This window comes from Methylocaldum sp. GT1TLB (genome assembly GCF_051027445.1).
Classification (GTDB): Bacteria; Pseudomonadota; Gammaproteobacteria; order Methylococcales; family Methylococcaceae; genus Methylocaldum.
This window is the reverse complement of sequence record NZ_CP194898.1, coordinates 4,425,353-4,448,609: the sequence shown is the minus strand read 5'-3', so window position 1 is coordinate 4,448,609 and position 23,257 is coordinate 4,425,353. Positions and strand designations below refer to the sequence as shown.

Below are 23,257 nucleotides of genomic sequence, written 5' to 3'. Positions count from 1 at the left end.
ATATAGATATCTACAATAGAATCTGTAAATTTTAGTTGGCGGGAGCAAACCATGCATGTCGTTCAAGAAGCGCTCACATTCGACGATGTCCTCCTTATTCCTGCTCACTCGGCCGTACTGCCGCGCGACGTCAGCTTAAAAACCCAACTTACCCGCAATATCAGCCTCAATATTCCTCTGCTATCCGCGGCCATGGACACGGTAACCGAATCCCGCCTGGCCATTACCATGGCCCAAGAGGGCGGAATCGGCATCATCCATAAGAACATGACGGTCGACCGTCAAGCCTATGAGGTTCAAAGCGTCAAGAAGTACGAAAGCGGGGTAATCAAAGAGCCGATCACGGTTTCTCCGAATACCACTATTCGCGAAGTCATGGAATTGACCCGCTCGAGAAGAATTTCCGGCGTGCCCGTTGTGGACGGTGAAAATCTCGTGGGCATCGTCACCAGCCGCGACCTGCGGTTCGAAACCCGCTACGACGAGCCGGTCACCAAGGCCATGACGCCAAAGGAAAAGCTGGTCACGGTGCAGGAAGGCGCCAGCAAGGAGGAAGCCATCCACCTCCTCCATAAACACCGGATCGAAAAAGTGCTGGTCGTTAACAACGACTTTCAGCTTCGGGGACTGATTACTGTCAAAGATATCCAAAAGGCCAAAGACTATCCGCAGGCGTGTAAAGACGAGCAGGAGCGCCTTCGTGTTGGCGCCGCCGTCGGCACCGGTCCCGGCACCGAAGAGCGAGTAGCCGCGCTGGTCGAAGCCGGCGTCGACGTCATAGTAGTCGACACGGCTCACGGACACTCCCAAGGCGTTTTGGACCGCGTGCGCTGGGTCAAGCAGAACTTCAAGCAAGTGCAGGTGATCGGCGGAAACATCGCCACCGGCGAAGCGGCAAGAGATTTGGTCAAGGCGGGAGCGGATGCGGTGAAAGTAGGCATCGGCCCCGGCTCCATCTGCACCACCCGCATCGTGGCCGGCGTAGGCATCCCACAGGTAACGGCCGTGGCCAATGTCGCGGAAGCGCTGAAGGGATCCGGGATTCCTCTCATTGCTGACGGCGGTATCCGTTATTCCGGCGATGTAGCCAAGGCATTGGCCGCGGGCGCCTACTCGATCATGATCGGTGGACTGTTCGCCGGCACCGAAGAAGCCCCCGGCGAAGTGGAGTTGTACCAGGGGCGGTCATATAAATCCTATCGAGGAATGGGCTCGTTAGGCGCCATGGCCCAGCAGCAGGGTTCGAGCGATCGCTACTTCCAGGAAAGCACCGATGCCGAAAAGCTCGTCCCCGAGGGCATCGAAGGCCGTGTCCCCTATAAAGGCAGCCTGATCGCCATCATTCACCAACTGATCGGGGGCGTACGTTCGGCCATGGGCTACACAGGTTGCGACACCATCGAAGCCATGCGCAACAATGCCCGCTTCGTTCGAGTCACTACCGCCGGGGTTCGGGAAAGCCACGTACACGACGTGACGATTACCAAGGAAGCACCCAATTACTGGCTCGATTAGAAAGGCAAACGTACATGTCCATGGCTTTGAATATCCACTCCCAAAAAGTTTTAATTCTCGATTTCGGATCGCAATACACACAATTGATCGCACGCCGCATCCGGGAGATCGGCGTGTATTGCGAGATTCATCCGTACGATTGCAGCGAGCAATTCATTCGTGAGTATCAGCCTCGGGGCATCGTTCTCTCCGGAGGACCGGAAACCGTCACACTGGCGGACACTCCCCGCGCCCCCGCCATCGTGTTCGATCTGGGCGTGCCGGTACTGGGCATCTGCTACGGCATGCAAACCATGGCCGAGCAGCTGGGCGGCCGGGTGGAAGCCTGCACCCACCGCGAGTTCGGTTATGCGCAGATTCGCGCCCACGGTCACTCCCGCCTGTTATACGACATCGAAGACCACACGACGCCGGAAGGTTACGGTCTGCTCGATGTTTGGATGAGCCATGGCGATCAGGTAACGGCATTACCGTCCGGCTTCAAACTTATCGCCTCTACCGAAAGCGCCCCCATTGCGGGCATGGCCGACGACGCGCGCGGCTACTACGGCCTCCAGTTTCATCCGGAAGTGACCCATACCCGACAGGGGAAGCGCATCCTTGAACGTTTTCTGCTGGATATTTGCGGCTGCGAAGCCCTATGGACGCCGCGCAATATCATCGAGGACAGTTTGCAGACCATTCGCGCCAAAGTAGGGAGCGACCGGGTGGTTCTCGGGCTTTCCGGCGGCGTGGACTCCTCGGTTGTCGCGGCGCTCCTGCACAAGGCAATCGGCGATCACCTCACCTGCGTATTCGTCGATACCGGGCTCCTGCGCCTCGACGAAGGCGATCAAGTCATGACGACCTTCGCGCAGCATATGGGCGTCCAAGTCATTCGGGTTGATGCCGAGGACAGATTCCTGCAAGGGCTCGAAGGCGTCGACGATCCGGAACAAAAGCGAAAAATTATTGGAAGACTGTTTGTCGAAATCTTCGACGAAGAGGCAGGCAAAATCACCGATGCCCGCTGGCTGGCACAGGGCACGATTTACCCGGACGTCATCGAATCCGCCGGCTCCAAGACCGGAAAAGCCCACGTCATCAAATCCCATCACAACGTAGGCGGCCTGCCGGAAAACATGAATCTCAAGCTGGTCGAACCGTTGCGGGAATTGTTCAAGGACGAGGTCCGACAGATCGGATTGGAACTCGGCCTGCCCTATGAAATGGTCTATCGCCACCCGTTTCCCGGCCCCGGCCTGGGTGTGCGCATTCTGGGTGAAGTCAAGAAGGACTATGCCGATTTGCTGCGCCGCGCCGATGCCATCTTTATCGAAGAGCTTCGCCGGCACGAACTGTATGACAAGGTCAGCCAGGCCTTCGCAGTATTTCTGCCGGTCAAATCGGTCGGCGTCATGGGCGACGGACGCCGCTACGATTTCGTCGTCGCGCTGCGCGCCGTTGAAACGATAGACTTTATGACCGCCCGCTGGGCGCATCTGCCTTACGACTTTCTCGATCTCGTCTCTCGCCGGATCATCAACGAAGTACCCGGTATATCAAGGGTAACCTACGACATCTCGGGCAAACCGCCGGCCACCATTGAGTGGGAATGATCCCCTGTCCATGGCTCCCAGCGACGAAGACTGGATGCGCCATGCCCTGGCGCTTGCCGAACAGGCCGGCGACATGGGCGAAGTGCCGGTGGGCGCAGTGCTGGTCAAGGACAATGCATTGATCGCCGAAGGCCGGAACTGCCCGATCGGCACGAACGATCCTACCGCTCACGCCGAGATCATGGCGCTTCGGGCGGCCGGCGCGAATCTTGGTAACTATCGGCTGGTCGATACCGTTCTTTATGTGACGCTGGAGCCTTGCGTGATGTGCATGGGCGCCATCATTCACGCCCGGGTGAAACGGATTGTGTTCGGCGCCCCGGATCCCACGCGAGGCGCCGTTTGCAGCGCGTTGCAGCTAGCCGATACCGAGTTCCTCAATCATAAGGTCGCATATCAGGGCGGCGTCTTGAAGGAGGAGTGCGGCACCCTCCTCAAGCGCTTTTTTCAGGAACGACGCTAAACGCCCTCGGCCCGGGACTTTTCCGGTCCCATCGCCATCTTGCCGGTTGCATTTTCCTCGGTGAGCCAAACCAGCAGATCGTAGTACCGGCGTATGCTGTTCACATAATGAACGGCCACGGCGCCACGCGCTTTACCGTACTTGGTTTTGCGATACCAATTCGGTTTCCCGAGCAGAGGCAACACTTTCTTGATTTCGATCCATTTGTCGGGATCGCCACCGCGCCGCGCAACCAGATTCCGGGCATCCTCGATGTGGCCATAACCCAGGTTATAGGCCGCCAAGGCAAACCAGGTACGATCCGGGTCTTCGATCTGCGACGGAATGTTAGCCAAAGTCTGCCGAAGATAAGACGCGCCGCCCAAAATGCTTTGGACCGGATTAAATCGATCAGTTACTTTCAGCTCCTTGGCGGTGACGCCGGTCAACATCATCATGCCGCGCACACCTTCGGCGGAGACGGCCGTGCTGCGCCATTTCGATTCCTGATAAGCAATGGCCGCCAAAAGGCGCCAATCGATGTCATAACGTCTGCCCGCCTGCACGAACCATCGCTTGAATTTGGGCAGACGGGTCAAATAATCGCGACGTAGAGAACTGTCCAAAGCCACGTCGAATGCTTCCGCATGGCCGTAATAACGGTCGATCAACTGATCCAGCGTCTTGTCTTCCTTGATCTCCCGAAAAAACCGAACGGTTTCGTCGTACAGACTGGCATCCTCTGACATGGGCAAAGCCCAGGCTAGCTCCCGGGTTTTGCCGATATCGAAGGCGACTTGCAGCTTCGGATAATAGCGGCGCATGATCAACGCCTGATCCGAATTAGCGACGGTGTAGTCGACCAATCCTTCACTGACGAGAAATAGAAGCTCGTGAACGTCCTGATCGAAATTGATTTGCCAATTAAGGTCTCGATAGTTGCGCTTCAGCGCTTTGAGAGTGTTGACATGGCTGGTACCCGCCGAAACCTCCAACACGCCTCCGGCCAAATCGGCGATGCTGTTCGGGCGCGGACGACCGTCACTGTACAAGACTTGTTCGGTAAGAACGCGGTAAGGCGGTGCAAAGCGTAGTTTCTTTTTCCTTACCACATCGATAAGCAGCCCTGCTGCCGCTATATCCGCGCCTCCGTCATCAAGAGTCTGGATTGCCTGCTTAGCCGAATCCGACACTATAAATTTCACTTTGACATCGAGGCGCCTGGCGAATAGCTCGGCCAAGTCATGCTCCAGACCAACCGCTCCATTGACACTTTCATAGTAAGTGGAAGGCCCGTACCGGGTTACGACCCGCAGTTCACCGGATTGCTTGATCCGTTCCAACTGGGTTAAAGGCCGGGATGTTTCTTGAGTACACCCCGAGAAAGAAGCCGTGAAGAAGAGATAAGCGAGGAAACGGAAAACGTTGGATTGCTTTAATGCTGATTTTTTTTGTCGCCCCCTTATGAATTTGTTTTTATCGTCTACATTTTTCGCATGATCTAAACTTCGGCCCAAGGTGTCTTTCAGGTTTAGGCCGAAGGGCATGACTTCAGACAAATTCATGTCCCCCACCATTTAGTTCTCAACAAGAGTGTCGTATCATATCAGCCTTTTCCGGGGAGAGGTACCGAAGCGGTCATAACGGCGCCGACTCGAAATCGGATGGTCGGGGAAACCCGGCACGAGGGTTCGAATCCCTCCCTCTCCGCCAAATCAATAAGTTACGACTAGTTTCGTAGCCCACCGCAGTTCTCATCCCATCGCCGTAGTGCATGACGTTACACGCCTTGGGAGGCTCTCGAAGCTATCCATGCCTCCACTTCCGCCCGGTTCAGGCGCACGCAACGAGGCCCCAAACGGATCATTCTGGGGAATCGACACCCTAAATAGCCTCGAATCGCTTGCGGTACGTCTTCCTTGGACTTCTTTCCTTGTGCAATTTGCTGATCATAATCGCCGGCCTGAATCATTCTGTAGACCGTTGCGCGACTCACGGAGATGATCTTTGCGGCATCTGTAATGGTTACCAATGCTTTTTCGCTCATTACGGTCCTCTCAAATTCGTCCAAACGATAATGGAAGCCAGACTTGATTGAACGCAGTTTCCTGATTTATGAAATTCAGCCTGCCTACATTGCACAGCGCTTCAAAAACAGTGGTGACGGGAAAGGTTGTCAAATTTGCGATCAACTTGCGCTTTCTTTAATGCAGCGTACCGGGACTCCTAAGGGGATGGCCATACATTCGAATCGTATCCGGGGCGCCAATTGAATTATTAATCAGCCCCGTAAATACCCTCCTGGTATTTCGGGCCGCCGCCCAGGCCGGTACACGCCCGGCCTGGGCTCACGCGGCTTGTCGCCGCGCCGGGGCATCCCTGCCCCGGATTAACCCGGCCTATAAATATAGGCCGGGTTAATAACCCCTCGCGTCCACACTTATTCGATGTGCCGGTTCACAGTTTTGCGATGGCTGCCGTGGGTAACCACAAGGTGAGCGGGGCATCGGGGAATCGTTCGAATTCGAAACGCTCATAATAGCGCCTGGCGTGCTCGTGCTTGGCATCAACCACAACGCCGACCATGCCGATTTCCTCCGAGAGACGGAGACACCGGGACAGCGCGTCGGCCAATAGCAGTTCGCCCGAGTCCCGCTTTGCTGTTCTCGAAAATCGTTCTTGAAATGCTATTATCGGTTTCTTACCGTCTCAACGAGTTGAGATAAGGAAAGGTGTCACATGCGACCATCCGTTGCGCTCAACCTCAAACGAAGCGCCATCCGCGAAGCGGCGAGCCGCTTCCGCGCGGCGAACCCGCGCGTCTTCGGCTCGGTACTGCACGGCACCGACCGGGACGGCAGCGACCTCGATCTGTTGGTGGACGCGTTACCCGGCGCGACGTTGTTCGATCTGGGCGGTTTGCAGGACGAGCTGGAAGCGCTGCTCGGCGTCCATGTTGATCTCTTGACCCCGGCCGACCTGCCGCCGAAGGTCCGGGCCAAGGTGCTCGCGGAAGCCCAGCCGGTATGAGCGAGAGCCGCCTGCCCGACTACCTCGACCACATGCGGCAGGCCGCGACGGATGCGTGCAGCTTCGTCGAAGGCTTGAGTAAAGATGACTTTCTGGCGGACAAGCGCACCCAGCAGGCCGTCATCATGAGCCTCATCATCATCGGTGAAGCCGCTACGAAGGTAATGGACGGCTACGCCGAGTTTGCGAACACGCACGCCGAGGTGCCTTGGCGCAGCATGCGCGGCATGCGTAACCGCATCGCCCACGGCTACTTCGACATCAACCTCGACATGGTGTGGGACACGGTGCAAACGGCGCTGCCGGGGCTGCTGAAGCAACTATCCGCCGTGCGCCAGGATGCCGACGACGAAAACCGCTATGGGATCGAACCATGACGGACACCATGAACACATCCAGTATCGAGGCGTTGGCCAGCGCCTGGGCGCGGATCGCCAAAGAAGCTGGGTTCCCGCCCGACTACGAGGGTACGCGTCACCGGAGGCGCACCGGGCTGTTGAGGCCATCCAGGAGCGGATTCGCGAGCACATCGGCGCTACCCAGGACAGGCGGCTGCTTGGCCTGTGCACCTGCTCGGCCAGGCATCGCTCCGCATGGAGCAGGCGCTGTGGTCTGAGGATTACGAGCGCATGTCCCGCGAGGTCGAGGAAGCTCTACGCGAGGCTGATGATCCGAACGCCAGGCTCTACACGCACGAAGAAGTCCTGCAGGCGATGCAGGAACGCATTGACCGGACGGGAGACCAGCCATGCTGATCGGTTACGCACGCGTCTCGACGCAGGATCAGAACCTGGAGCCACAACGGGAAGCTTTGACCAATGCCGGCTGCCAGAAGCTCTTTGAGGACAAGGTGAGCGGCACGCGGGCCGACCGCCCCGGCTTGGCCAAGGCACTAGAAATGCTGCGCGAGGGTGACACGCTGGTCGTCTGGAAGCTCGACCGGCTGGGCCGCAGCGTCAAGCAGCTGGTCGATCTGGTCGGCGAGCTGCACCAGCAGGGCGTCCAGTTCAAGAGTCTCACCGACGCCATCGACACCGGCACACCGTCAGGCCGGTTCTTCTTCCACGTCATGGCCAGCCTCGCCGAGATGGAGCGCGAGCTGACCGTCGAACGGACCCGCGCCGGGCTGGAAGTGGCCCGCCAGCTCGGGCGCAAGGGCGGCCGCAAGCCCAAGATGACCGACAGCAAGATTGCGTCGGCCAAGAAGCTGCTGGCCAGCGGCGTTCCGCCCAAGGACGTAGCCAAGAACCTTGGTGTATCCATTCCCACACTCTACCGCTGGATCCCAGCCTCCACGCACGCTTAGCGTACTTTGCGATCCGTTTTCTGAGACGCCCCCTATTACATCGGCGCTTTTCGCGTTCGCGGGGCTGTGGGAGCGCTGGGAGCGGGGCGAGACGGCAGTCGAACCGTGCACCATCATCGTCACCGAGGCGAACGACCTGACCCGGCCGATCCACGACCGGATGCCGGTTATCTTGCCGGAAGAGGAATACGAGCTGTGGCTATCCGCCGCTCCTCGACAAGCCGAGCACTTGCAGAGCCTGCTGAAGCCTTTCCCATCGGAACTGATGCGGGCGTATCCCGTGAGAACGGAAGTGAATAATCCACGGAACGATACCGAAAAGTGTATCGAGGAGGTGGCGGAGGGGTGAGCGAAAGGGGTATTTGCTATTATTAGGGGGCTTTTAAAGGGCTTAATTGCTTCAATTGCAAGCTTTCCGTCACCCGCATTCAGATTCGTACCTCTCTGAGGTGTAAAGTTTTACGACATTTAGAGGATCTATATCTAGTTGGGCGTCACCACAGAGAGGCCGTAAATGCACGTAAGCATCGTCACATTCCCAGAAACAAAGGTGGCCTCAACCAGCCATTTAGGCGCTCCTTCGAGGGAGTACGATACCGTTCGAAAGCTTATCGGTTGAAAGATTCGAAATGGCCTTCTCGACCAATCGAAATGTCGCAGCTATGGACTTCACTACTCCGACCCTTGGAGCGTCGTCCCGTCTGAGTATCGGGTAGATTTCTGTCTCTCAATCGATGGAAAGGTCGAGCAAAATAGCTCTGGGATTGTTGAGCGCGTTATCCCCAGCTAAGGTGCGCTCTCGCTAGGGATATTGGTTCGCGAGCGAATAATCAAGCAGTCAGGGATCTCGTCGAGGAGTGGCTGCTAACGAGTGGTGAAATATTGGAAAGCTTCCCGATGACCTGGTCAAGTGATAGCGGACACCCAGTTAAGCGGCATTGGCCAAATGGCCGTTCTTCTCAAAGTCATCCGGGCTGCGATAACCCAGGGACGAATGCGGTCGACGGCCGTTGTAGAACATCGTGATGTACTCGACGATATCCCGGCGCGCTTCTTCCCGGGCCTGATAGCGGCGCCAATGGACCCGTTCGGATTTGAGCGTACCAAAGAAGCTCTCGACCACGGCATTATCTCAACAATGGCCTTTGCGACTCATGCTGCCGGTCATGCCATACGCCTGTAGCAGGCCACGGAACGGTCGGCTGGCATACTGCACGCCTTTCGGAATGATGCAGTAGTTGACCCCGGGGCGGTTGCCGGCGCCATAAGGCCATCCGAAGCACGTCACACGCCAAGGCGCTGGTGAGACGCTTTCCCAGAGACCAACCCACGACCTTGTGGACGTACAGATCGATCACGACGGCCAGATATAACCAGCCTTCGGCAGTCCAAACATAGCTGATGTCCGAGGCCCATACCCGGTCCGGCGCGGCCACCTGGAAATCCCTCTGCAGCCGATTCGAAAACACGGGCTGGCTGTGCGCGCTGTTCGTCGTCACCCGATACGGGCGCCGATAGCGCACCCACACCGCAGCCTCGTGCATCGGTCAACGTGCCTGGTAGCGCCCCAGTTCCCGTGCCATGCGCCGCGAGTCATAAACGTGGTCCGAGTCGTTGAGTGCTACCGCGATATCGATGAACTCCTGGTGATCGGCACGGCGGCCGAGCGATCACCTAGATCGTGCCGAACACCAAAGACGTAGTCGAAGCTAAGCTTGATAATTACCTCGTGACGGCGGACACCTTCGAGAAGAATCATGCGCAGTCGTAGGCTGAAGCCGACCAAGGCGCCGGATTCGGGAGCAAACGGACGAATAGCTCGCGGATAACATCAGAACCAGCAATTCCAAGGACATCCTAGGGAGTACAAAACTTCATCTTTCAGATAATCGAGACTCGCGATCTTGGTACTCAGAAAAAGCACGTAAACAAGACTGATTTGCCGGAAAATTTGCAACCGCCGCAAAGGACTTCGAGGGGAAGAACAAAAAGGGGGGATTCTATGCTGCGACTTGTCCCGTTCGATGACCCCTATTGTCAGGGGTTAATATTCGAGGTCACAGACATTAATGCTTTAGCAAAGGCAATCGCCATCATTCTGGTTCAAGAATACGAAATCGCTCGCCGATTGGTAATCGGTGATTCTTTCTCAGTCGATGTAATCAAATTTGAAAACGATGATATCGAAGACATCATCCAGCGCCGCCTTCATCCAGCCGACATTTACCACCGCGATGGATTCCTATTTCAACTCATGATGTGGCTCGCGGCACATCTCGATTTACAGAATGGTGATCTTGTATCACTTCCCCACTCGCAGGCCTCTGCAAAAGGCCAAGACAGTATCATCGTCCATCGTTCAACAAGCGCAGTAGCCGCGCTTACCATTTGTGAGGACAAAGCTACCGAGAATCCGCGTAAAACCATCCGGGAGGACGTTTGGCCGGAGATTGCGGATTACGAAAAAGGGGGACGATGGGACGAGCTCCGATCGACCATAATCGCGACGCTGGGCATAGGTGGAATCCCAATGGCTGAAGCAGTGAAATTGATCCGAAATATCTCTTGGGCAGGGAAGCGCCGTTACCGTGTGCGCGTTACGGTCAACCCCAATAATCAAACGTCAGTCCTTTTCAAGGGCTTCGATGAGATTGTCAGCGGCGCCAAAGAAATACGCCGGGGCGAAACCGTACCGTTACCTGCTATGCGAGATTGGATGACGATGCTTGCCGAAAAAGTGGAGAGCGAACTTCGTTCTTTCGCCTCTGGAGCATAACCATGTTCGATGCGGAAACTACCAGCTTCATCCAATCGGCCGCTCCACTCGATGGCTTGGATTTAGAAAGACTCCCCCAAGATCTTACCGATGCCTATGCACTTGTGGTTTCTGCCCGTCTTGGTGCGATAGACGTAAGCACTGGGCAAGCGCCCACCGACTGGCAGGACATGATTCAGGAACTCCGACGACTCGCTGAGACCTACGAGGGCCTCACGATATTTCTTCCTCGCGACGACAATCACCGGCCGGCCTGTGCTTTCGTCGCAGGTTCTGCTCATTTCACGCTAAATCAAGCGGAACGCTTGCAAATGCGGTTGTCGGCTAACAATGCCGCACCACCCTCATTATCTCATCATGCAGTAGCGCCGGAGGTTGCGGCGACTCTGCTCTTCTTGATCGGTGGGCACCAAGCTGATGCGGCAGAGACCACAAAGGCGTTCATTTCTACCGATACCAGTTTGATAGCCAATCAGTTATTGGACTTCATTGCCGCGCTTGCATCCGGTGACGGGCAGCAGCTGCTCTGGGTCGCAGACATGCCTCTTCGGAGCTTGCCTCAAACCTCTATTGACTACTTAGACATGGCCGCAGATGTTATGTGGCTTGACCTTGCCCGCGCGGTTCAACTCATTGCACGCTCCGCACTTGGACTTACGGCAGACGATCCTCTCGCCATGATCAATGGCGTGATCGAAAGGTTGTCACGTGCCAACCAAGCTATACAGTTCGGCAATTCGATCCTTCGTTTACAACTGCCGCTAGCCGGTCCATATCATCTCGCAAGATTGCTACAAGCCGCCGCCGAAGTCTTGCTCACCTCGACTGTGACAGCAATTTCACCTCCTGGAGGCATAGATGACTGGGCATGGTCTAGTTTCGCAAACCACTTTGGAGCGCAACGCCCATTTCTTTGGCGCAACCACGTCAAAGCAATCGATGAGGGATTTCTTGAGGCCGGGTCATCGTTCGTCCTGACGTTCCCGACAGGCGCTGGCAAAACAACCCTTACCGAGCTCCGCATCGCAACTGAGTTAATGAGGGGGCGAACAGTTGTCTATTTAGCGCCCACGAGGGCCCTCGTAGACCAGGTAGCTACGGAAATTTCCCGTACCGTCCGTTCGATTGCGCAAAAGGTCGTGCGCGGACGGTTCATGGAAGACTTCGGCGAGAAAGCGGAAGCCAGGGTATTCGTACAGACACCGGAGCAGTGTCTGGCATATCTCGCGTACGAACCGGCGGAACACCGCGATATCGGCCTAATTGTTGTCGATGAGTGTCATCAATTGTGCGAACGCCCTAACCCTGATGGCTCGCTCCGTCAACCGGGCCGCCGAGCGATCGACGCAATGTGGACACTTCTGTCGCTGGTTCAGCGCTCGCCTGAAGCCGATATTATTTTGATTTCCGCGATGGTTCGTAATGGTGCAGAACTGGTGCGTTGGCTGGAAACGGTGACGGGGAGAACGGCCAAGGTCCTCGATCTTGCGTGGAAGCCCACACGCCAGGTGCGCGGCGTGGTGGCGTACGAAGCTTCGGAGATCAATTCGCTCAATGTTGAACTCCATAGAAGGAAGGCAGCCCGGGGAGGTCGTAATCCACGTAAAGCAGATAGAAAAGACATTTCGGCGACGCCAGTCGGTCTCTTTTGTCATACCCAGGTTTGGAATAGAACAAGCACCTTTGCCAAATTCCCTCTACTTTCGGAAAGCGTTCCGCTTGGTGTGAGCGACTACTGGGGTCTCTCGGCAAACCGTAACGAAGTAGGAGGCAAGCTCCTTGGCGCAATGACATGCGCAGGCATGAGACCCATAGTATTCAGTCAGAGAATTGACGGGACCCGTCACATTGCCAAAGCAGGGGCAAACAGTCTGGAGCAAGCGGGTCTACCCACAATAACTTTGCTGCAGCAAGAAGAAGATTTGTTTGCAGCGGCCGCCCTAGAACTGGGTAACGCTAACCTGGTAGAGCTTCCCGCGGGAAAGCGCATAGGCATACATCATGGCCTACTTCTATTGTCTGAACGACTCGCCATGGAGTCGGCATTTCGTCGACCCGATGGGCTGCTGGCACTGGTCGCTACGCCAACAGTAGCGCAAGGCATCAACCTTCCTGCGGAGGCAGTCATTATCGCAGGAGATGATAGGTGGGAAGAGGACGGCCCAGAAATGCTTGCCGTTCACGAGCTTCTAAACGCGGCCGGCCGAGCAGGTCGAGCTGGATACTATGCTCATGGAATTGTGATTGATCTTCCCGGCAAAGTGTTCTCGGTCAGCCAGGACAATAGCGGCATTAGTTTCAATGGCCTAGAACAGGTGATGGGCCTATTTGGATTGCCGGATCAGTGCTTGGATGTGGTTGATCCGTTGACGCAAGTAATTGATCGAATTGTGCAGGTAGGGGCCGATTCGGATATTAGCCAATACCTTGTCCGCCGAATTGGCGGTCTCAATGATAGCGTTCTCCGTGCGGTCCTCGGATCGGCGTTGGGCAATGCGTTAAGATCCGAGCGCAACCAACGGGCGGAGGAGCAAGCCACCCTCCTGATGTCCATAGGTATCGCCCTTGACAAGGCTGCCGACGCGGATGAACCGAATATAGAGGAATGGCGAGAACTAGCGGGCCAAGCCGGAATATCTCCTCTAACCCTCGCCGCCATCGCCGCCTCTCTACCCGATGCTGAGATTCTGCTCTCGTGGTCGTTCGCGGAATTGCTTGAATTTCATAAACGGTTGCTTTTCGAACCTCCTGGGATGCTCTTCGGTCTCGTGGATCCTAGTTCGTCCAACTTCATTCGTATCATCCCAAGACGCAGCCAGAGGCGAGATGGGCGAACCGAATACACAGAAGATATGCCGGACTGGGAACGACGCTGGCAAGATGCGCTACGGGAAGTGCTACCTGAATGGTTGTCAGGCAAGCCGCTCATAGATATTGGTCAGGCCCTCCATCGCCACCGAAAAGCAGACAGTCGCGTCAAAGCCATACAGCTTGGACGACGATTTGCACTGCAAGCCGCTGGTGGTCTCGGCCACGGCGTATCACTCGTTGCGCGAGTAATAGAACACCGCTATCACGATAGGACGTCCGAACCGCTGTTGTCGTGGCTCCGGCTTATCCCAGGTTGCGTAAGGGAGGGCTTCGACGATCCAGATAAGCTGCTGTTCTTTTGGCAGTTACGCCGTTACGACGCCGGTTTATTCCCTCGGGTGCGCGTGCACCAAATCTATGACCGCATAGTTCATGGGCATCTTGCCGCCTGGGAGGACTTGCCTGATATCGATGCACGCAGAAAGGTAATTCGGGTTTTGATCGATGATGTCGCACAAGAAGGATTCGGGCCAATTCGACAATAGGCGTCCTTTTCTAAAGGCCATCGGGCGGATCAACCAGATTTGGAATCGGGTCGGGCTTTGGTTGTTTTCCTTCGACCTGGTCGACTTCAGCATGCGTTGTCACCTCCCTTGTGGGGGGATCTGGCTTGCTTAAAAAAGCTAATTACAAGAGCGTGACCCGCTCACGATCCTCGCTACCCAGCGCTACGGCGCCTTCTGCCACATCCTCGCGGCCGATACATCTGAGCATTCAAAAACTCAAGACCGGTGCGGTCTATTTACGCTGGCGCAAATCCGGCGTCAAAGGACAACAACCTTATCTGCAGCTGGACAGTGCGACCGGACTGCAATTGTTGCGAGCCCAATCTCCGGCGGTACGACGTCAGTATTTCCGGTTTCATCAAATACTGATCGAGTTGAATCTGTCGCACTCGGTTTGCCTCGCCGAGCTGCGGCGGTTGGAACGCTATGCCGATCAGTTGAAAGCCTTCCAGGGACTGAAACCGGTCACCGGCGAATGATCGGTTTTGGGTGGTCATCGGGCGAAAATTCGGGCATCTATGGCTCATTGCAAGCAGCGGCATTCCTCAGGAGTCCAGGGCATGAGCAATCAATTTTCGGGCGTCGGCAACCTCGGTCAGGCGCCCGTGCTTCGCACCGTCCAAGTCGATGGCGAGGATCGGTCGGTGGCGGATCTGCGCGTCTACTTCGATCGCAGCGTGCCGCAAGACGATGGTTCCTTCGAGGATGAGGGCGGATTCTGGCTCAGCGTCAGCGTGTGGGGAGCCCGTGTGGAATCGGCGGTCAAAGTGCTCCGCAAAGGCGCCCGGATTCAGGTCGACGGCCAGCTGCGGGAGGAATCCTGGGAGGACGCGGAGGGCACCGAGCATCGCGCATTACGGCTGACGGCCAGTCGCATCGCCATCGATCCGGTGTGCATCGAATCCGTCACGTATCGGCCGCGTGCCGGTGCGCCCGTAGAGACGCCCGGCGATTTCGGCGAAGAGTAACGGGAACCCCGATGCGGATCGGCGACGTCATCTACAACCTCGACGGCCTGCCGTTCCGTTCGTTCGGCCTCGCGACCCGCATGCGCGAATGGCTGTCGGACGAATCGGGGAGGCGCTATGCGGTGGAAAGTTGTCCCGACGGCGGTTTCATCCTTCGGTGCGAACCGGAGTTTCAGCGTGCCGAAGCCGTTTCGGCACGCCGATCAAACGAACCGACGGCGCAAGCCGCGCGTCCTGGCGGGTTGTTGCAGCGAACCGAGAGGCACTCGATGAAGATGGATTCGGAAAAAAGAGCCGCACGAGTATTCCGACCCGCCGTGTTGCGAGCGAATGCCGCTTGGCTGCCGGTATTGGGCATCGGCGTGCTGCTGGCATTTATTCCGCACCGCCTGCTGAGTTCCCTCCTGGGCTTATTGCCGGTCGATCCTTCGGCGCTGAACACCGGGCTGACCTGGACGCTCAACGGCTTGACACTCATGGGTGGTTTGCTGTCCGGTGCCCTGCTCTTCTGGCTGTGGACCGAATGGCTGTCGGCCGCCTATGTGGTTTCCGAGACCGGGGTCGAAGCCGGTTGCCCGCGATACCGTGGGCTTGCGGTTTCAGGACATCCGCTCGATCACCCTCAGCCAATCTTGGTTCGAGCGTCTGGTGAACATCGGCACCTTGGAATTGGCTTCGGCGGGCACCGACGGCAGACCCGTGCGGTTCGTCGATATCGCGTGGCCGGGACGCGTGAAGGCCTTGATCCAAAATCGCATGAACCGCGTTGAAGGAGATGATTGATGAGGCTCTGGCGCATCGAATGGCCGTTTGCATTGATTTCTCTGTCCAACGCGGCGGCGGCCAATGAGTCTGGGGATGAACGCGTGAACCTGCTGCCGACCGAACAGGAATTGGCCCGGCGCGACGCCTGTCCAGGGGGCGGCGTCTTGCGCTACGCCGGGGATCCGCCGTATGCCGGTTTGCCCTGGCACCTGATCGAGTCGGTCCCCGCGATCGGCCGACAACACGCCGCGCTCAGCCGGAACGAGGCCCCGTGGATCCGAAAGCTCAGCGGTCCCGCGCGTCCGGTACGCATTTTCGAACACGACGGGGTAAACGTTGTCCTGTTCGATCTGTGCAGGCCGCACCGCTGCGACGCCGAATCCCTGTACGGCGTCATCGTCTTGCCGTCCCTGGATTACGGGCTGGTTTTGAATGAACAGGGCCGCTCGCGTCGGTTGGGATCGCATACGCCGGTCACCGATGCGGCTCTGGCCTGCGCGAAATCGATCGATGAGCGTCGCCGGGAGCCGTGACGTGGGCGTAAAACGCCATCCTTATCCGAAAGCCTGGCGCACGGCGTTGGTCACATTAGCGGTTATGTCAGGCATCGTTTTGGCGGCAGGGAACTATGCCGATTATCTGGGCCACCTGGCGAGGGTGGAGTCCGGAAACAACCCCGGTGCCCGCAATGATGACGGGTACTTGGGTCTCTACCAGATGGGCGAGCAGGCCTTGGCCGAAGCCGGCTATTACCGGCCCGACGGCACCGCGAAGAATGACTGGCGGGGAAGCTGGACCGGGAAGGACGGCGTCCGGAATACGGCCGATTTCCTGAGCCGCCCTTCGGTGCAGACTCAGGCGGTGACCGCCTACAGAGTGCCGCCCAGTGGTCGCAGATCAAGAACCTGGATCTCGACGGCTATCTGGGACAAACGGTCGGCGGCGTCCTGATCACACCGTCCGGCCTCCTTGCCGGCGCTCACCTGGTCGGCGTCGGCGGGCTGCGCCGCTTCCTGAGTTCGGGCGGAACCGGCTCGGTCCGGGATGGCAACGGAACATCGATCGCCACGTATCTTTCGGCTTTGGGCGGATTCGATGTCTCGGCGGTCACGGGCGTGTCCGGCGGACCCTCCACCGGCTCGGCCACGCCGGCACCGGAGACCACGATCGGGATAACCCCGTCGCCCCACGCACCGCTTTCGCCCTCGGCGGCATTCGCCAGCGGTGCCGGCATAGGCCTCGGAGCAGTAAGGGCCTTGGTGCTACAGACGCTGGCCGTGGCGCTGTTGCTGTGGACCGCCTGGGTGAGTCTGATGCATTACATCGGCTGGCGCCGCGAGCGGCTGTCGCTGATGCAGGTCCAGACCCATATCGTCAAAGCGACGGTATTAATGATGCTCGTATTGTTCGTGGCCTTGGCCTAGAAGCTGGTAAAAACCGTCACGAGCGCCGGCAGGACAAGGCGCGAAGGGCGAAAAACCGGAGTGTACATAGAGTACATGACTACTTCTCCGGGAGAGAAGTAGGACGCGCGAAAGCGCGCCTGTTCGGGTGAAAAACAAGGAAGTTTTTCATCAGCATTTTGAGCCCTGGAGCAACGCAGTCATGGCGGCGCGCAGTAGGTTTTCGGCAGCTTCTGGAGGAGTTTCAACCGTGGCGACTGCGGCTCAGTCGCACCCTTCACCATCGCGGGCCTGCTCGAACGATGGTCGCTCCTTCGGGAGCGCCGCAGGCATCTTCTACCTTCTCCGGGGGAACCCATACCCCGGTCGGGTCGGGATTTCTCCGGTTCATTCATGCCTATAGGAGAAACCCCATGAACCCACCCGACGAAAAATACTTCGACCTTCATATCACCGGCGTCGGCTATCTGAACCGCGTGCGTGAGGCCCCGATCAGACGCGGCCAGCCGTTTCTGGCGGTCGAGGTATCCGCTCTGCACGGCGCGGCGGATGCCGTCGAATATACCCGCTTCGATTGCCGGGTGAACGGCCAGGATGCACAAGCGGTTGTCCGCCAATTGATGCCGGCCATCCAGGCGCGCCAGGCTGTGCTGGTCGGTTTCAGGCTGGGCAGACCGGCGTCAGCCTGAAGGCCCGGCTGCTCTATATCGCCTGGGCCAAGGTCGACGGTCAGCCGGTCTATCAGGCGCCCGCCAGGAGCCAAGCGTCCGCTCACTCCGAGCCGACGGCAGCGTAAGCCGTTTTCATCCACCCGACGGGGGCAACCCGTCGCGGGGCTGCCTCCGTTTTTCATTCAACCGGAGGCTATCCCCGTGATCAAACTCAGCGGAACCCTGTACATTCGCGCCATCCATGGCCGTAACGGCACCTTTTCCGTCGGACGGCTGGTGACCGAGATCGGCGAATTCGCCGTCAAGGATACCTTGCTGGACCAGTACGACGAGGGCCGCTACGAAGGTGAGTTCGGCGTCTCCCGGATCTATCCGACCAATTATCTGGCCGGCGGACGGCTGGTCGTCGAGGTCCGCGCCACGCTGGCAACCATGGCCCTGGCGGCCATCGACGAATTGCCGGCCGAGCAGCAATCGCCCCTGCCGGAGCCCGATCCCATCGATCTGGAACCGCGGGCCGAAGCCACCGCGACGAGCTTTCGCGTGCCGGTGGAAGAAACATGTGCATCGGGCGCGAGCGGTGATGAAACCTTGGACAGCCCGGATTCGCCGCCTGATCAGGAGGCGGACGAACGGCTGTTCGGCGTTCTTTGGCCGCTGGGCGCGACGGTGAAACTCGATACCACGGTCGACGTGCCCGGTTTCGGCAACAGAAGGACGGGGCAGGACCACAGACTACTTCCCAAAAAGCCAGCGTCGGGGCGTCGGGTTGATGCCGTTGTTAGGCGCAGTCGTGGCTGTGGCTATGTACTCCGCCCAAGAACTCTGGAAAAGTCGCCCCTGGAGCCGCATGGACACTTGCGTTGCAGGAACAAGCTGTTGAGTGAGGGCAAATCCCTAGCTCGCTCTGGGTAGCATGGCTTTCATGGCCCTGTCGCTTTCTGGCTGGCCGCCCCTGTTCCGGCCGTGGGCGGCTTAGCGCCGGGGCACAAAATCGTCTGTGGTCCGCGCAGCGTGGTGGGATCGAGCAGCAGGTCGACGGAGGCGTCGAGCCCCGCGACGACCTCCGGCGTGGGTTGAATCCGCTTCAGCTCCGCATCGACCGCCTTCGTGCTCGACGGCACCTTGAGTCCCGCGACGGCCTTCGGGTCCCCGACCGCGGCGAGCAGGGCCGACAGCTTCTTCGCCAGTGGCGGGATCTTCGGATCCGCCTTGCCGTAGTGCCGCACAATCTGGTCGAACAGCGATTTCTGTTGATACATGCCGAACGCGCTGGCGAAGAACTCGTCCGCGTTGTCCCAAGGATGTCCGCCGCCGCCAGCCCACAGGGTGTCGGCGACCATCACCAGCCCCGCCGGATGGGTCGTGGTCTTGCCGTCGTCCTTCAGCGGAGGCAGGTGCTTCGCATCGAACGGTGCGCTGGGGAGCGAAACCGGCGCGGTGTTCTGCAGCTCGAGGAAGAGCTCGGCCACTCCCTTGGCCAGCAGGTCGGGCGCGCCCTTGGGGACGCGGTCGCCAAGGTGGAAGGCGAAGATCCCGTGCGAGCCCTCGTGGGCAATGGTTCCCTCCCAGGAATCCTCCTGCTTGATCACCAGCACGCCCTGGCCTCCGAACACGCGGAATGCGCTGTTCGCGCCCTTCGAGATGGCGATCACGCTGGTCCTCAGCGAGTAGGTGCTGTCCGTGATCTTGCCGTTGAGCACGGCGGCCTGCTTTGCGGCGGCTCGCATCCGCTTGACCAGCGTCGGGATCGGCGCCGGATCGTGCTTGCCGCAGTGGTAGGTCTGCGATTCCGGCGCCTTCGTGATCCCGAGGTCCTTGTAGCTCAGGAAGATGCGCGCGGCGACCCCTCCCTCCGTCACTTCGCCGATGATGGCGTCGTTGCCGATCCAGACCCTGTCCCACGGCGTATACTTCTGCGGCGGGAAGGCCAGCAGCGCGGGCGCGGGTGGCAACGCAACGGGAAGCAGCGCCGCGCCCGTCTCCGCTTGGGTCGCGAGCCGCTCGGCCCGCAGGCGCGCCTCCGGTGCATCGCTGACGGGCGCGATGCGCTGATGCAGCCGGTGGAAGGCTTCGTGACGCAGCATCCGGAGTTGCTCCCGCGGCGGCATGAACAGACCGGCGGGACCGAGGTTTATTTCGCCGTTCCTTGTCCATGCGGGTGTCGCGGCGGGCAAGGTGGTGGGTATGCGCGCGCTGATGCGGAGGGGTGGGTGGTCCAGTTCCCCGGGAGCAGTGCCGATGCCGGAATGCACCCGCAGCCTTGAAAAGCCGTAGCCGAAGCGCTGGATACCTGGTGGCGCGCCGATAACGACGGAGTGCGCTGCCGTTGCCATCACCCGATCGGCAATCCGGTCCGCTTCCTGCTCGTATACGTCTTCTGGAGTCTTAAACGTCAGTTTTGTCTGTGTCTTCATGGGCACTTTAGCGTATACGGGTATCCGGCTGAAATCGTGACCGAAGCGGGCAATTTTGGTAGTAGTCGAGTCTCCTTCGACATTCACCGTATTTGCTTCTAACCGCCGCTGTACGGCTTGATTCCCGATCGCGCGCTGCAGAAAGAGGATATGATGCTCATGATGATGCGGCCCAAGTATCGTCTTCCGAGGCCGGGCAAGGCTTGAGGATGCCGGCTTTTGAGCTTGATTCTGTTTTTGTGCAAAGGCTCGCATACTTCACCTTCTCTTCAGTTGCAGCCTGCAGCCTAACGAAGCTGTGGAAAAACCTGCTTTTTGTTGCCCTATGAGCCCGGCTTCGATTTTTTGAAATGATGGGCTCGAACTGGAAATCAGCGGTGGCCCCGGTTTTCTGGACAGAATTTTCCCGATCCTAAGTGGGCTTCTGCGGTTTAGGCTGCCTGTTGAATGGGCAGCGGATCGAAGTACACGCTATCGGGGGTCTTGCCGTCAAGCGATGAATGGGTCGACGTTCGTTGTAGAACTTGAAATACCGCTGCAAGCCTTCTCGTGCCTGGGAAACCGTGTCGTAAGCATGCAAGCGGACCTCCTCATATTTCACGCTTTTCCACAGCCGTTCGACGAACACGTTGTCGACCCAGCGGCCTTTGCCACCCATGCTGATCCGAATGCCGTGGTCTTGGATGAGATCGACGAACTCCGCATTCCCGAGCGATGGCTTTCATCGCATAATCGCCGGTGAGATAGGCCAGCGCCATGCCGGTGCGCGGATCGCCGGCCTATTCCGTTCGATAATGCGCCAAGGGCCGCCGTTGCATGCGGGGGATTTCATCCAGCGGCTGATCCGGCGCAAGGCCGGATTGCATGCGCTCGATGGATTCAGGGCTACCCAGATAAATCTGGCCTTGCAGATGATCCCAAATGCTCGGCAAGCCAACGCCAGCCCGCACAAAATCAATATGCCCCGCGATTGCACGCTTGCGTTGCCGGCCAAACTGGCCCAGTAGCCAATGGGTTTGCAACCAGGCGGGCGAGGGCGCCAAGCCGACCATAGCCGCATAACTGCTCCACGGCCAATCCCCGACATCGCCGACTATCCCGGCACGCACGGGATTCAGCACGACATAACGCGCCAACGCCAGCAGATAACTGTCCTTCTCCACCAGAATCGCCTGGTATCGCCCCTGAAAAACATGCCCGACGCGCCCGTGCGTTCGGTTTACCATTTGCGTATAAACCCCGTTGAGCTGGCGCATGCCTCGGGCGAGACTGCCCTCCGGCGTTTCTATCACCAGATGATCGTGATTGGACATCAGGCAATAAGCATGACAAACCCCATTGAACCGCGCGCAAACCTGCCCCAGCAACGCCAGCCAAGCCTCGCGGTCGATATCGGAAAAATAAATGTCCTCGCGCCTATCGCCACGGGACGTGATGTGATGGAGGCCGCCGGATAACTCGATGCGGAGAGGTCTTGCCAAGGGGGGAGATGACAGGGTGTGGGCGTGGAAGACCTGACCCCGGTGGTGCCCGAAAGCGGTAGTTAGGCTCTTTTGCCTTTCTCTTCAATTTCTTGCCTGCTGGCGGCCTTCCTGAAGCACGCAGCGTGAAGCCTGTACAGTACATGGGGCCTGAGCATGCTGTCATCATGCATGTCCGGATGCTCGAATTCGCGGCTATACTGCATGCCAAGACGCTCCATGACCCGGCGAGACCGCTGATTGCCCACGGTGGTGAAGGCAACAACCTCGGGCAGGCCGAGCCTCAGGAATGCTATCTGCAGCGCACCATGGGCGGCCTCGGATGCGTACCCTCGGCCCCAGTGGGTTACTGAAAGCCGCCAACCAACTTCTACACACGGCGAGAATGGCAATGCCGGGGCTGGCACATGCAGTCCGACGAAGCCGATAAAAGGTTCACCGCCTTTAACCTCGACAGCCCAAAATCCCCAGCCACGCAGTTCAATGAGCGAGCGGATCTTATCCGCCATCTCGTCACTCTCCCGACGCTCCAAAGGTTTGGGAAAGAACTTCATCACTTGCGGATCGGCATTGATGGCGGCAAAAGGTTCAAGATCACTTTTCCGCCACTGCCGCAAACGAAGCCGCTTAGTCTCGAATTCGATCAGTTCCGCCATGACAGGGGCCAAACCTTCTTGGTGCCTAACGCCAAGCTCAGCCGAGAAAGGCTGCGTCGCGCCCTGACGCCGGCTGGAGCATTGTGTTATGCGATTCGCTTACCTTCGCAGCCTCAATGGATGACTTAATGAGCTCCTCAAAAATGCGGGCCTGCCCTGCCGGAACGAGCTGCCTATGTATCTCGCGCCGCTTGGATTCATCACACAAACGTTCAGCCAACCACCCTGTCAGATATAGCGCAGATAAGCACCCGCCTGCCGTAGCAATATTGCCTTCTACTACCAGCGCTTTGTCTTGAACATCGACACCCATAGCCACAAGACCCGGCTTAGCATCTGGATGCGTTGTCGCTTTGATACCCTCCAATAAACCAAGTCGGGATAAAATGAAAGAGCCTGCGCAGACGGAGCCGATGAGTTGTTTTTGTGGATTCAATTTGAAGGAAGACATGAATTCTTCATCTTCCAATGCGGCTGGCACACCCTTATAACCACTAACAAACAAAACCACGTCAGAGGCATTTGCCTCTGATACATGGCCATCGGTTTTTACCGTCATACCCAGCGTAGACGTGTGGGTGCTTTTTGTTCCAAGAACTCTTACCTTCCAGTCTGTTCTTGTCCGTCCCAGGATGTCTCTCATTAAGAAAAAATCGATATCCGTAAACTCATCAAAGATGACAATCGAAATTTGATACACAATTCATCCCTCCTCATGATGATGAATTCCCAATTAATTCCAGTAGCACTGTAGATCAGTCACTTGCGCTGATCTGTGCTTGCTGAAAATCGCCTTTTAATTACCGAAGCAATAAAGCCAACGTAAGCCGCAAGGCCCGAACGGCGTAGCCA

28 protein-coding genes, 1 tRNA gene and 2 pseudogenes are annotated in these 23,257 nt (G+C 58.0%); 19 read left to right on the top strand and 12 right to left on the bottom strand.

Annotation, left to right across the window (positions count from 1 at the left end; all coding sequences use genetic code 11):
- Window positions 1-51 precede the first annotated feature (51 nt).
- Genes guaB through tadA form a run of 3 tightly spaced genes read left to right on the top strand, consistent with a single transcriptional unit; the run spans window position 52 to window position 3,576 of the window.
- Window positions 52-1,515, top strand: a complete 1,464-nt coding sequence (gene guaB / locus ACR2R1_RS19615) for an IMP dehydrogenase (RefSeq protein ID WP_086134245.1) — start codon at window positions 52-54, stop codon at window positions 1,513-1,515.
- Window positions 1,516-1,535: 20 nt separating this feature from the next.
- Window positions 1,536-3,113, top strand: coding sequence for a glutamine-hydrolyzing GMP synthase (gene guaA, locus ACR2R1_RS19610; RefSeq protein ID WP_434114276.1), 1,578 nt, complete (start codon window positions 1,536-1,538; stop codon window positions 3,111-3,113).
- A 10-nt stretch (window positions 3,114-3,123) separates the two neighbouring features.
- The gene (tadA, locus tag ACR2R1_RS19605; protein WP_077730316.1) at window positions 3,124-3,576 is read left to right on the top strand and encodes a tRNA adenosine(34) deaminase TadA; all 453 of its coding nucleotides are present in this window, start codon (window positions 3,124-3,126) and stop codon (window positions 3,574-3,576) included.
- On the opposite strand, the gene mltF is transcribed toward tadA, so the two are convergent.
- A complete protein-coding gene (gene mltF / locus ACR2R1_RS19600; protein WP_434114273.1) occupies window positions 3,573-5,021 on the bottom strand; it encodes a membrane-bound lytic murein transglycosylase MltF in 1,449 nt (482 codons plus the stop codon). The genes tadA and mltF overlap by 4 nt on opposite strands.
- A 154-nt stretch (window positions 5,022-5,175) precedes the next feature.
- Here mltF and ACR2R1_RS19595 point away from each other — a divergent pair.
- Window positions 5,176-5,268 (top strand) — tRNA-Ser (locus ACR2R1_RS19595).
- A gap of 67 nt (window positions 5,269-5,335) precedes the next feature.
- On the opposite strand, the gene ACR2R1_RS19590 is transcribed toward ACR2R1_RS19595, so the two are convergent.
- Both ACR2R1_RS19590 and ACR2R1_RS19585 read right to left on the bottom strand, forming a co-directional pair.
- A complete protein-coding gene (locus tag ACR2R1_RS19590) occupies window positions 5,336-5,602 on the bottom strand; it encodes a helix-turn-helix transcriptional regulator (RefSeq protein ID WP_139841076.1) in 267 nt (88 codons plus the stop codon).
- A gap of 410 nt (window positions 5,603-6,012) precedes the next feature.
- On the bottom strand, window positions 6,013-6,141 hold the full coding sequence (locus ACR2R1_RS19585) for a hypothetical protein (RefSeq protein WP_276205391.1): 129 nt from the start codon (window positions 6,139-6,141) through the stop codon (window positions 6,013-6,015).
- Window positions 6,142-6,294: 153 nt separating this feature from the next.
- Here ACR2R1_RS19585 and ACR2R1_RS19580 point away from each other — a divergent pair, with 153 nt between their 5' ends.
- The 5 genes from ACR2R1_RS19580 (at window position 6,295) to ACR2R1_RS19560 (ending at window position 8,240) form a co-directional block, all read left to right on the top strand.
- Window positions 6,295-6,585, top strand: a complete 291-nt coding sequence (locus ACR2R1_RS19580; RefSeq protein WP_077730313.1) for a nucleotidyltransferase family protein — start codon at window positions 6,295-6,297, stop codon at window positions 6,583-6,585.
- Window positions 6,582-6,962, top strand: coding sequence for a HepT-like ribonuclease domain-containing protein (locus ACR2R1_RS19575; protein WP_086134241.1), 381 nt, complete (start codon window positions 6,582-6,584; stop codon window positions 6,960-6,962). Before ACR2R1_RS19580 ends, ACR2R1_RS19575 begins: the two co-directional genes overlap by 4 nt.
- Before the next feature lie 186 nt (window positions 6,963-7,148).
- On the top strand, window positions 7,149-7,340 hold the full coding sequence (locus ACR2R1_RS19570) for a hypothetical protein (RefSeq protein ID WP_434111582.1): 192 nt from the start codon (window positions 7,149-7,151) through the stop codon (window positions 7,338-7,340).
- Complete coding sequence (locus tag ACR2R1_RS19565) at window positions 7,334-7,891, top strand: recombinase family protein (protein WP_434111580.1); 558 nt, start codon at window positions 7,334-7,336, stop codon at window positions 7,889-7,891. The genes ACR2R1_RS19570 and ACR2R1_RS19565 overlap by 7 nt, the downstream gene beginning before the upstream one ends.
- Window positions 7,839-8,240 carry an SOS response-associated peptidase gene (locus tag ACR2R1_RS19560; protein ID WP_434111578.1) on the top strand — a complete coding sequence of 134 codons (402 nt, stop codon included), beginning with the start codon at window positions 7,839-7,841 and terminating at the stop codon, window positions 8,238-8,240. Before ACR2R1_RS19565 ends, ACR2R1_RS19560 begins: the two co-directional genes overlap by 53 nt.
- Window positions 8,241-8,819: 579 nt before the next feature.
- On the opposite strand, the gene ACR2R1_RS19555 is transcribed toward ACR2R1_RS19560, so the two are convergent.
- Together ACR2R1_RS19555 and ACR2R1_RS19550 are read right to left on the bottom strand one after the other, a co-directional pair.
- Window positions 8,820-9,014, bottom strand: a complete 195-nt coding sequence (locus tag ACR2R1_RS19555) for an IS3 family transposase (RefSeq protein WP_434111576.1) — start codon at window positions 9,012-9,014, stop codon at window positions 8,820-8,822.
- A gap of 4 nt (window positions 9,015-9,018) precedes the next feature.
- Window positions 9,019-9,435, bottom strand: a complete 417-nt coding sequence (locus ACR2R1_RS19550) for a DDE-type integrase/transposase/recombinase (protein ID WP_434111574.1) — start codon at window positions 9,433-9,435, stop codon at window positions 9,019-9,021.
- 458 nt (window positions 9,436-9,893) lie between these two features.
- Between ACR2R1_RS19550 and ACR2R1_RS19545 the strand changes: the two genes are divergently transcribed.
- The 4 genes from ACR2R1_RS19545 to ssb all read left to right on the top strand — a co-directional run bounded on the left by ACR2R1_RS19545 (window position 9,894) and on the right by ssb (window position 15,012).
- Complete coding sequence (locus ACR2R1_RS19545) at window positions 9,894-10,667, top strand: hypothetical protein (protein ID WP_434111572.1); 774 nt, start codon at window positions 9,894-9,896, stop codon at window positions 10,665-10,667.
- Window positions 10,668-10,669: 2 nt separating this feature from the next.
- Window positions 10,670-14,023 (top strand): DEAD/DEAH box helicase, encoded by a 3,354-nt coding sequence (locus tag ACR2R1_RS19540; RefSeq protein ID WP_434111570.1) that lies wholly within the window; start codon window positions 10,670-10,672, stop codon window positions 14,021-14,023.
- A 125-nt stretch (window positions 14,024-14,148) separates the two neighbouring features.
- Window positions 14,149-14,523, top strand: a complete 375-nt coding sequence (locus ACR2R1_RS19535; RefSeq protein WP_434111568.1) for a hypothetical protein — start codon at window positions 14,149-14,151, stop codon at window positions 14,521-14,523.
- An 81-nt stretch (window positions 14,524-14,604) separates the two neighbouring features.
- Window positions 14,605-15,012, top strand: a complete 408-nt coding sequence (gene ssb / locus ACR2R1_RS19530) for a single-stranded DNA-binding protein (RefSeq protein ID WP_434111566.1) — start codon at window positions 14,605-14,607, stop codon at window positions 15,010-15,012.
- A 172-nt stretch (window positions 15,013-15,184) separates the two neighbouring features.
- Here the strand turns inward: ssb and ACR2R1_RS19525 are convergent, their stop codons facing one another.
- Window positions 15,185-15,490: a hypothetical protein gene (locus ACR2R1_RS19525; RefSeq protein WP_434111564.1), complete on the bottom strand. Its 306-nt coding sequence runs from the start codon at window positions 15,488-15,490 to the stop codon at window positions 15,185-15,187.
- A gap of 62 nt (window positions 15,491-15,552) precedes the next feature.
- Here ACR2R1_RS19525 and ACR2R1_RS19520 point away from each other — a divergent pair, with 62 nt between their 5' ends.
- From ACR2R1_RS19520 to ACR2R1_RS19510, 3 genes are read left to right on the top strand one after another with little or no spacing between them, the layout of a single operon-like run.
- A complete protein-coding gene (locus ACR2R1_RS19520; RefSeq protein WP_434111562.1) occupies window positions 15,553-15,795 on the top strand; it encodes a PH domain-containing protein in 243 nt (80 codons plus the stop codon).
- The gene (locus ACR2R1_RS19515) at window positions 15,795-16,310 is read left to right on the top strand and encodes a hypothetical protein (RefSeq protein WP_434111560.1); all 516 of its coding nucleotides are present in this window, start codon (window positions 15,795-15,797) and stop codon (window positions 16,308-16,310) included. The genes ACR2R1_RS19520 and ACR2R1_RS19515 overlap by 1 nt, the downstream gene beginning before the upstream one ends.
- Complete coding sequence (locus ACR2R1_RS19510; RefSeq protein ID WP_434111558.1) at window positions 16,288-16,728, top strand: hypothetical protein; 441 nt, start codon at window positions 16,288-16,290, stop codon at window positions 16,726-16,728. The genes ACR2R1_RS19515 and ACR2R1_RS19510 overlap by 23 nt, the downstream gene beginning before the upstream one ends.
- A 28-nt stretch (window positions 16,729-16,756) precedes the next feature.
- Here ACR2R1_RS19510 and ACR2R1_RS19505 read toward each other — a convergent pair whose 3' ends face one another.
- A complete protein-coding gene (locus ACR2R1_RS19505; protein ID WP_434111556.1) occupies window positions 16,757-17,011 on the bottom strand; it encodes a hypothetical protein in 255 nt (84 codons plus the stop codon).
- Window positions 17,012-17,036: 25 nt separating this feature from the next.
- On the opposite strand from ACR2R1_RS19505, the gene ACR2R1_RS19500 reads away from it, so the two are divergent.
- From ACR2R1_RS19500 to ACR2R1_RS19490, 3 genes and pseudogenes are all read left to right on the top strand, one after another.
- On the top strand, window positions 17,037-17,201 hold the full coding sequence (locus tag ACR2R1_RS19500) for a DUF3262 family protein (RefSeq protein ID WP_434114270.1): 165 nt from the start codon (window positions 17,037-17,039) through the stop codon (window positions 17,199-17,201).
- A 281-nt stretch (window positions 17,202-17,482) separates the two neighbouring features.
- Window positions 17,483-17,976, top strand: a pseudogene (locus ACR2R1_RS19495) (DUF3577 domain-containing protein).
- Between the two features lie 76 nt (window positions 17,977-18,052).
- Window positions 18,053-18,766 carry a DUF3275 family protein gene (locus ACR2R1_RS19490; protein ID WP_168183820.1) on the top strand — a complete coding sequence of 238 codons (714 nt, stop codon included), beginning with the start codon at window positions 18,053-18,055 and terminating at the stop codon, window positions 18,764-18,766.
- Window positions 18,767-18,774: 8 nt separating this feature from the next.
- On the opposite strand, the gene ACR2R1_RS19485 is transcribed toward ACR2R1_RS19490, so the two are convergent.
- The 5 genes and pseudogenes from ACR2R1_RS19485 to ACR2R1_RS19465 all read right to left on the bottom strand — a co-directional run bounded on the left by ACR2R1_RS19485 (window position 18,775) and on the right by ACR2R1_RS19465 (window position 23,105).
- Complete coding sequence (locus ACR2R1_RS19485; protein WP_434111554.1) at window positions 18,775-20,355, bottom strand: hypothetical protein; 1,581 nt, start codon at window positions 20,353-20,355, stop codon at window positions 18,775-18,777.
- A gap of 344 nt (window positions 20,356-20,699) precedes the next feature.
- A pseudogene (locus ACR2R1_RS19480) lies at window positions 20,700-20,965 on the bottom strand (integrase core domain-containing protein); the annotation flags it as partial.
- 82 nt (window positions 20,966-21,047) lie between these two features.
- Window positions 21,048-21,749, bottom strand: a complete 702-nt coding sequence (locus ACR2R1_RS19475; protein WP_434111552.1) for a transposase — start codon at window positions 21,747-21,749, stop codon at window positions 21,048-21,050.
- A 62-nt stretch (window positions 21,750-21,811) separates the two neighbouring features.
- Entirely contained in the window at window positions 21,812-22,405 is a 594-nt protein-coding gene (locus ACR2R1_RS19470) for a GNAT family N-acetyltransferase (protein ID WP_434111550.1), read from the bottom strand.
- A gap of 37 nt (window positions 22,406-22,442) precedes the next feature.
- Window positions 22,443-23,105, bottom strand: a complete 663-nt coding sequence (locus ACR2R1_RS19465; RefSeq protein ID WP_434111548.1) for a DJ-1/PfpI family protein — start codon at window positions 23,103-23,105, stop codon at window positions 22,443-22,445.
- Window positions 23,106-23,257: the final 152 nt, after the last annotated feature.

Coding starts and splice junctions, on each gene's coding strand:
- ACR2R1_RS19515 (WP_434111560.1), top strand. CDS start 15,795: ATGAGGCTCTGGCGCATCGAATGGCCGTTTGCATTGATTTCTCTGTCC.
- ACR2R1_RS19580 (WP_077730313.1), top strand. CDS start 6,295: ATGCGACCATCCGTTGCGCTCAACCTCAAACGAAGCGCCATCCGCGAA.
- tadA (WP_077730316.1), top strand. CDS start 3,124: ATGGCTCCCAGCGACGAAGACTGGATGCGCCATGCCCTGGCGCTTGCC.
- ACR2R1_RS19505 (WP_434111556.1), bottom strand. CDS start 17,011: ATGCCGGCACCGCTGGCGAATGCCGCCGAGGGCGAAAGCGGTGCGTGG.
- guaA (WP_434114276.1), top strand. CDS start 1,536: ATGGCTTTGAATATCCACTCCCAAAAAGTTTTAATTCTCGATTTCGGA.
- ACR2R1_RS19565 (WP_434111580.1), top strand. CDS start 7,334: ATGCTGATCGGTTACGCACGCGTCTCGACGCAGGATCAGAACCTGGAG.
- ACR2R1_RS19540 (WP_434111570.1), top strand. CDS start 10,670: ATGTTCGATGCGGAAACTACCAGCTTCATCCAATCGGCCGCTCCACTC.
- ACR2R1_RS19470 (WP_434111550.1), bottom strand. CDS start 22,405: ATGGCGGAACTGATCGAATTCGAGACTAAGCGGCTTCGTTTGCGGCAG.
- ACR2R1_RS19545 (WP_434111572.1), top strand. CDS start 9,894: ATGCTGCGACTTGTCCCGTTCGATGACCCCTATTGTCAGGGGTTAATA.
- ACR2R1_RS19510 (WP_434111558.1), top strand. CDS start 16,288: ATGAGCGTCGCCGGGAGCCGTGACGTGGGCGTAAAACGCCATCCTTAT.
- ACR2R1_RS19590 (WP_139841076.1), bottom strand. CDS start 5,602: ATGAGCGAAAAAGCATTGGTAACCATTACAGATGCCGCAAAGATCATC.
- ACR2R1_RS19525 (WP_434111564.1), bottom strand. CDS start 15,490: ATGAGTGTCAAGCCGTTGAGCGTCCAGGTCAGCCCGGTGTTCAGCGCC.
- ssb (WP_434111566.1), top strand. CDS start 14,605: ATGAGCAATCAATTTTCGGGCGTCGGCAACCTCGGTCAGGCGCCCGTG.
- ACR2R1_RS19550 (WP_434111574.1), bottom strand. CDS start 9,435: ATGCACGAGGCTGCGGTGTGGGTGCGCTATCGGCGCCCGTATCGGGTG.
- guaB (WP_086134245.1), top strand. CDS start 52: ATGCATGTCGTTCAAGAAGCGCTCACATTCGACGATGTCCTCCTTATT.
- ACR2R1_RS19520 (WP_434111562.1), top strand. CDS start 15,553: ATGTGGTTTCCGAGACCGGGGTCGAAGCCGGTTGCCCGCGATACCGTG.
- ACR2R1_RS19575 (WP_086134241.1), top strand. CDS start 6,582: ATGAGCGAGAGCCGCCTGCCCGACTACCTCGACCACATGCGGCAGGCC.
- ACR2R1_RS19585 (WP_276205391.1), bottom strand. CDS start 6,141: ATGGTCGGCGTTGTGGTTGATGCCAAGCACGAGCACGCCAGGCGCTAT.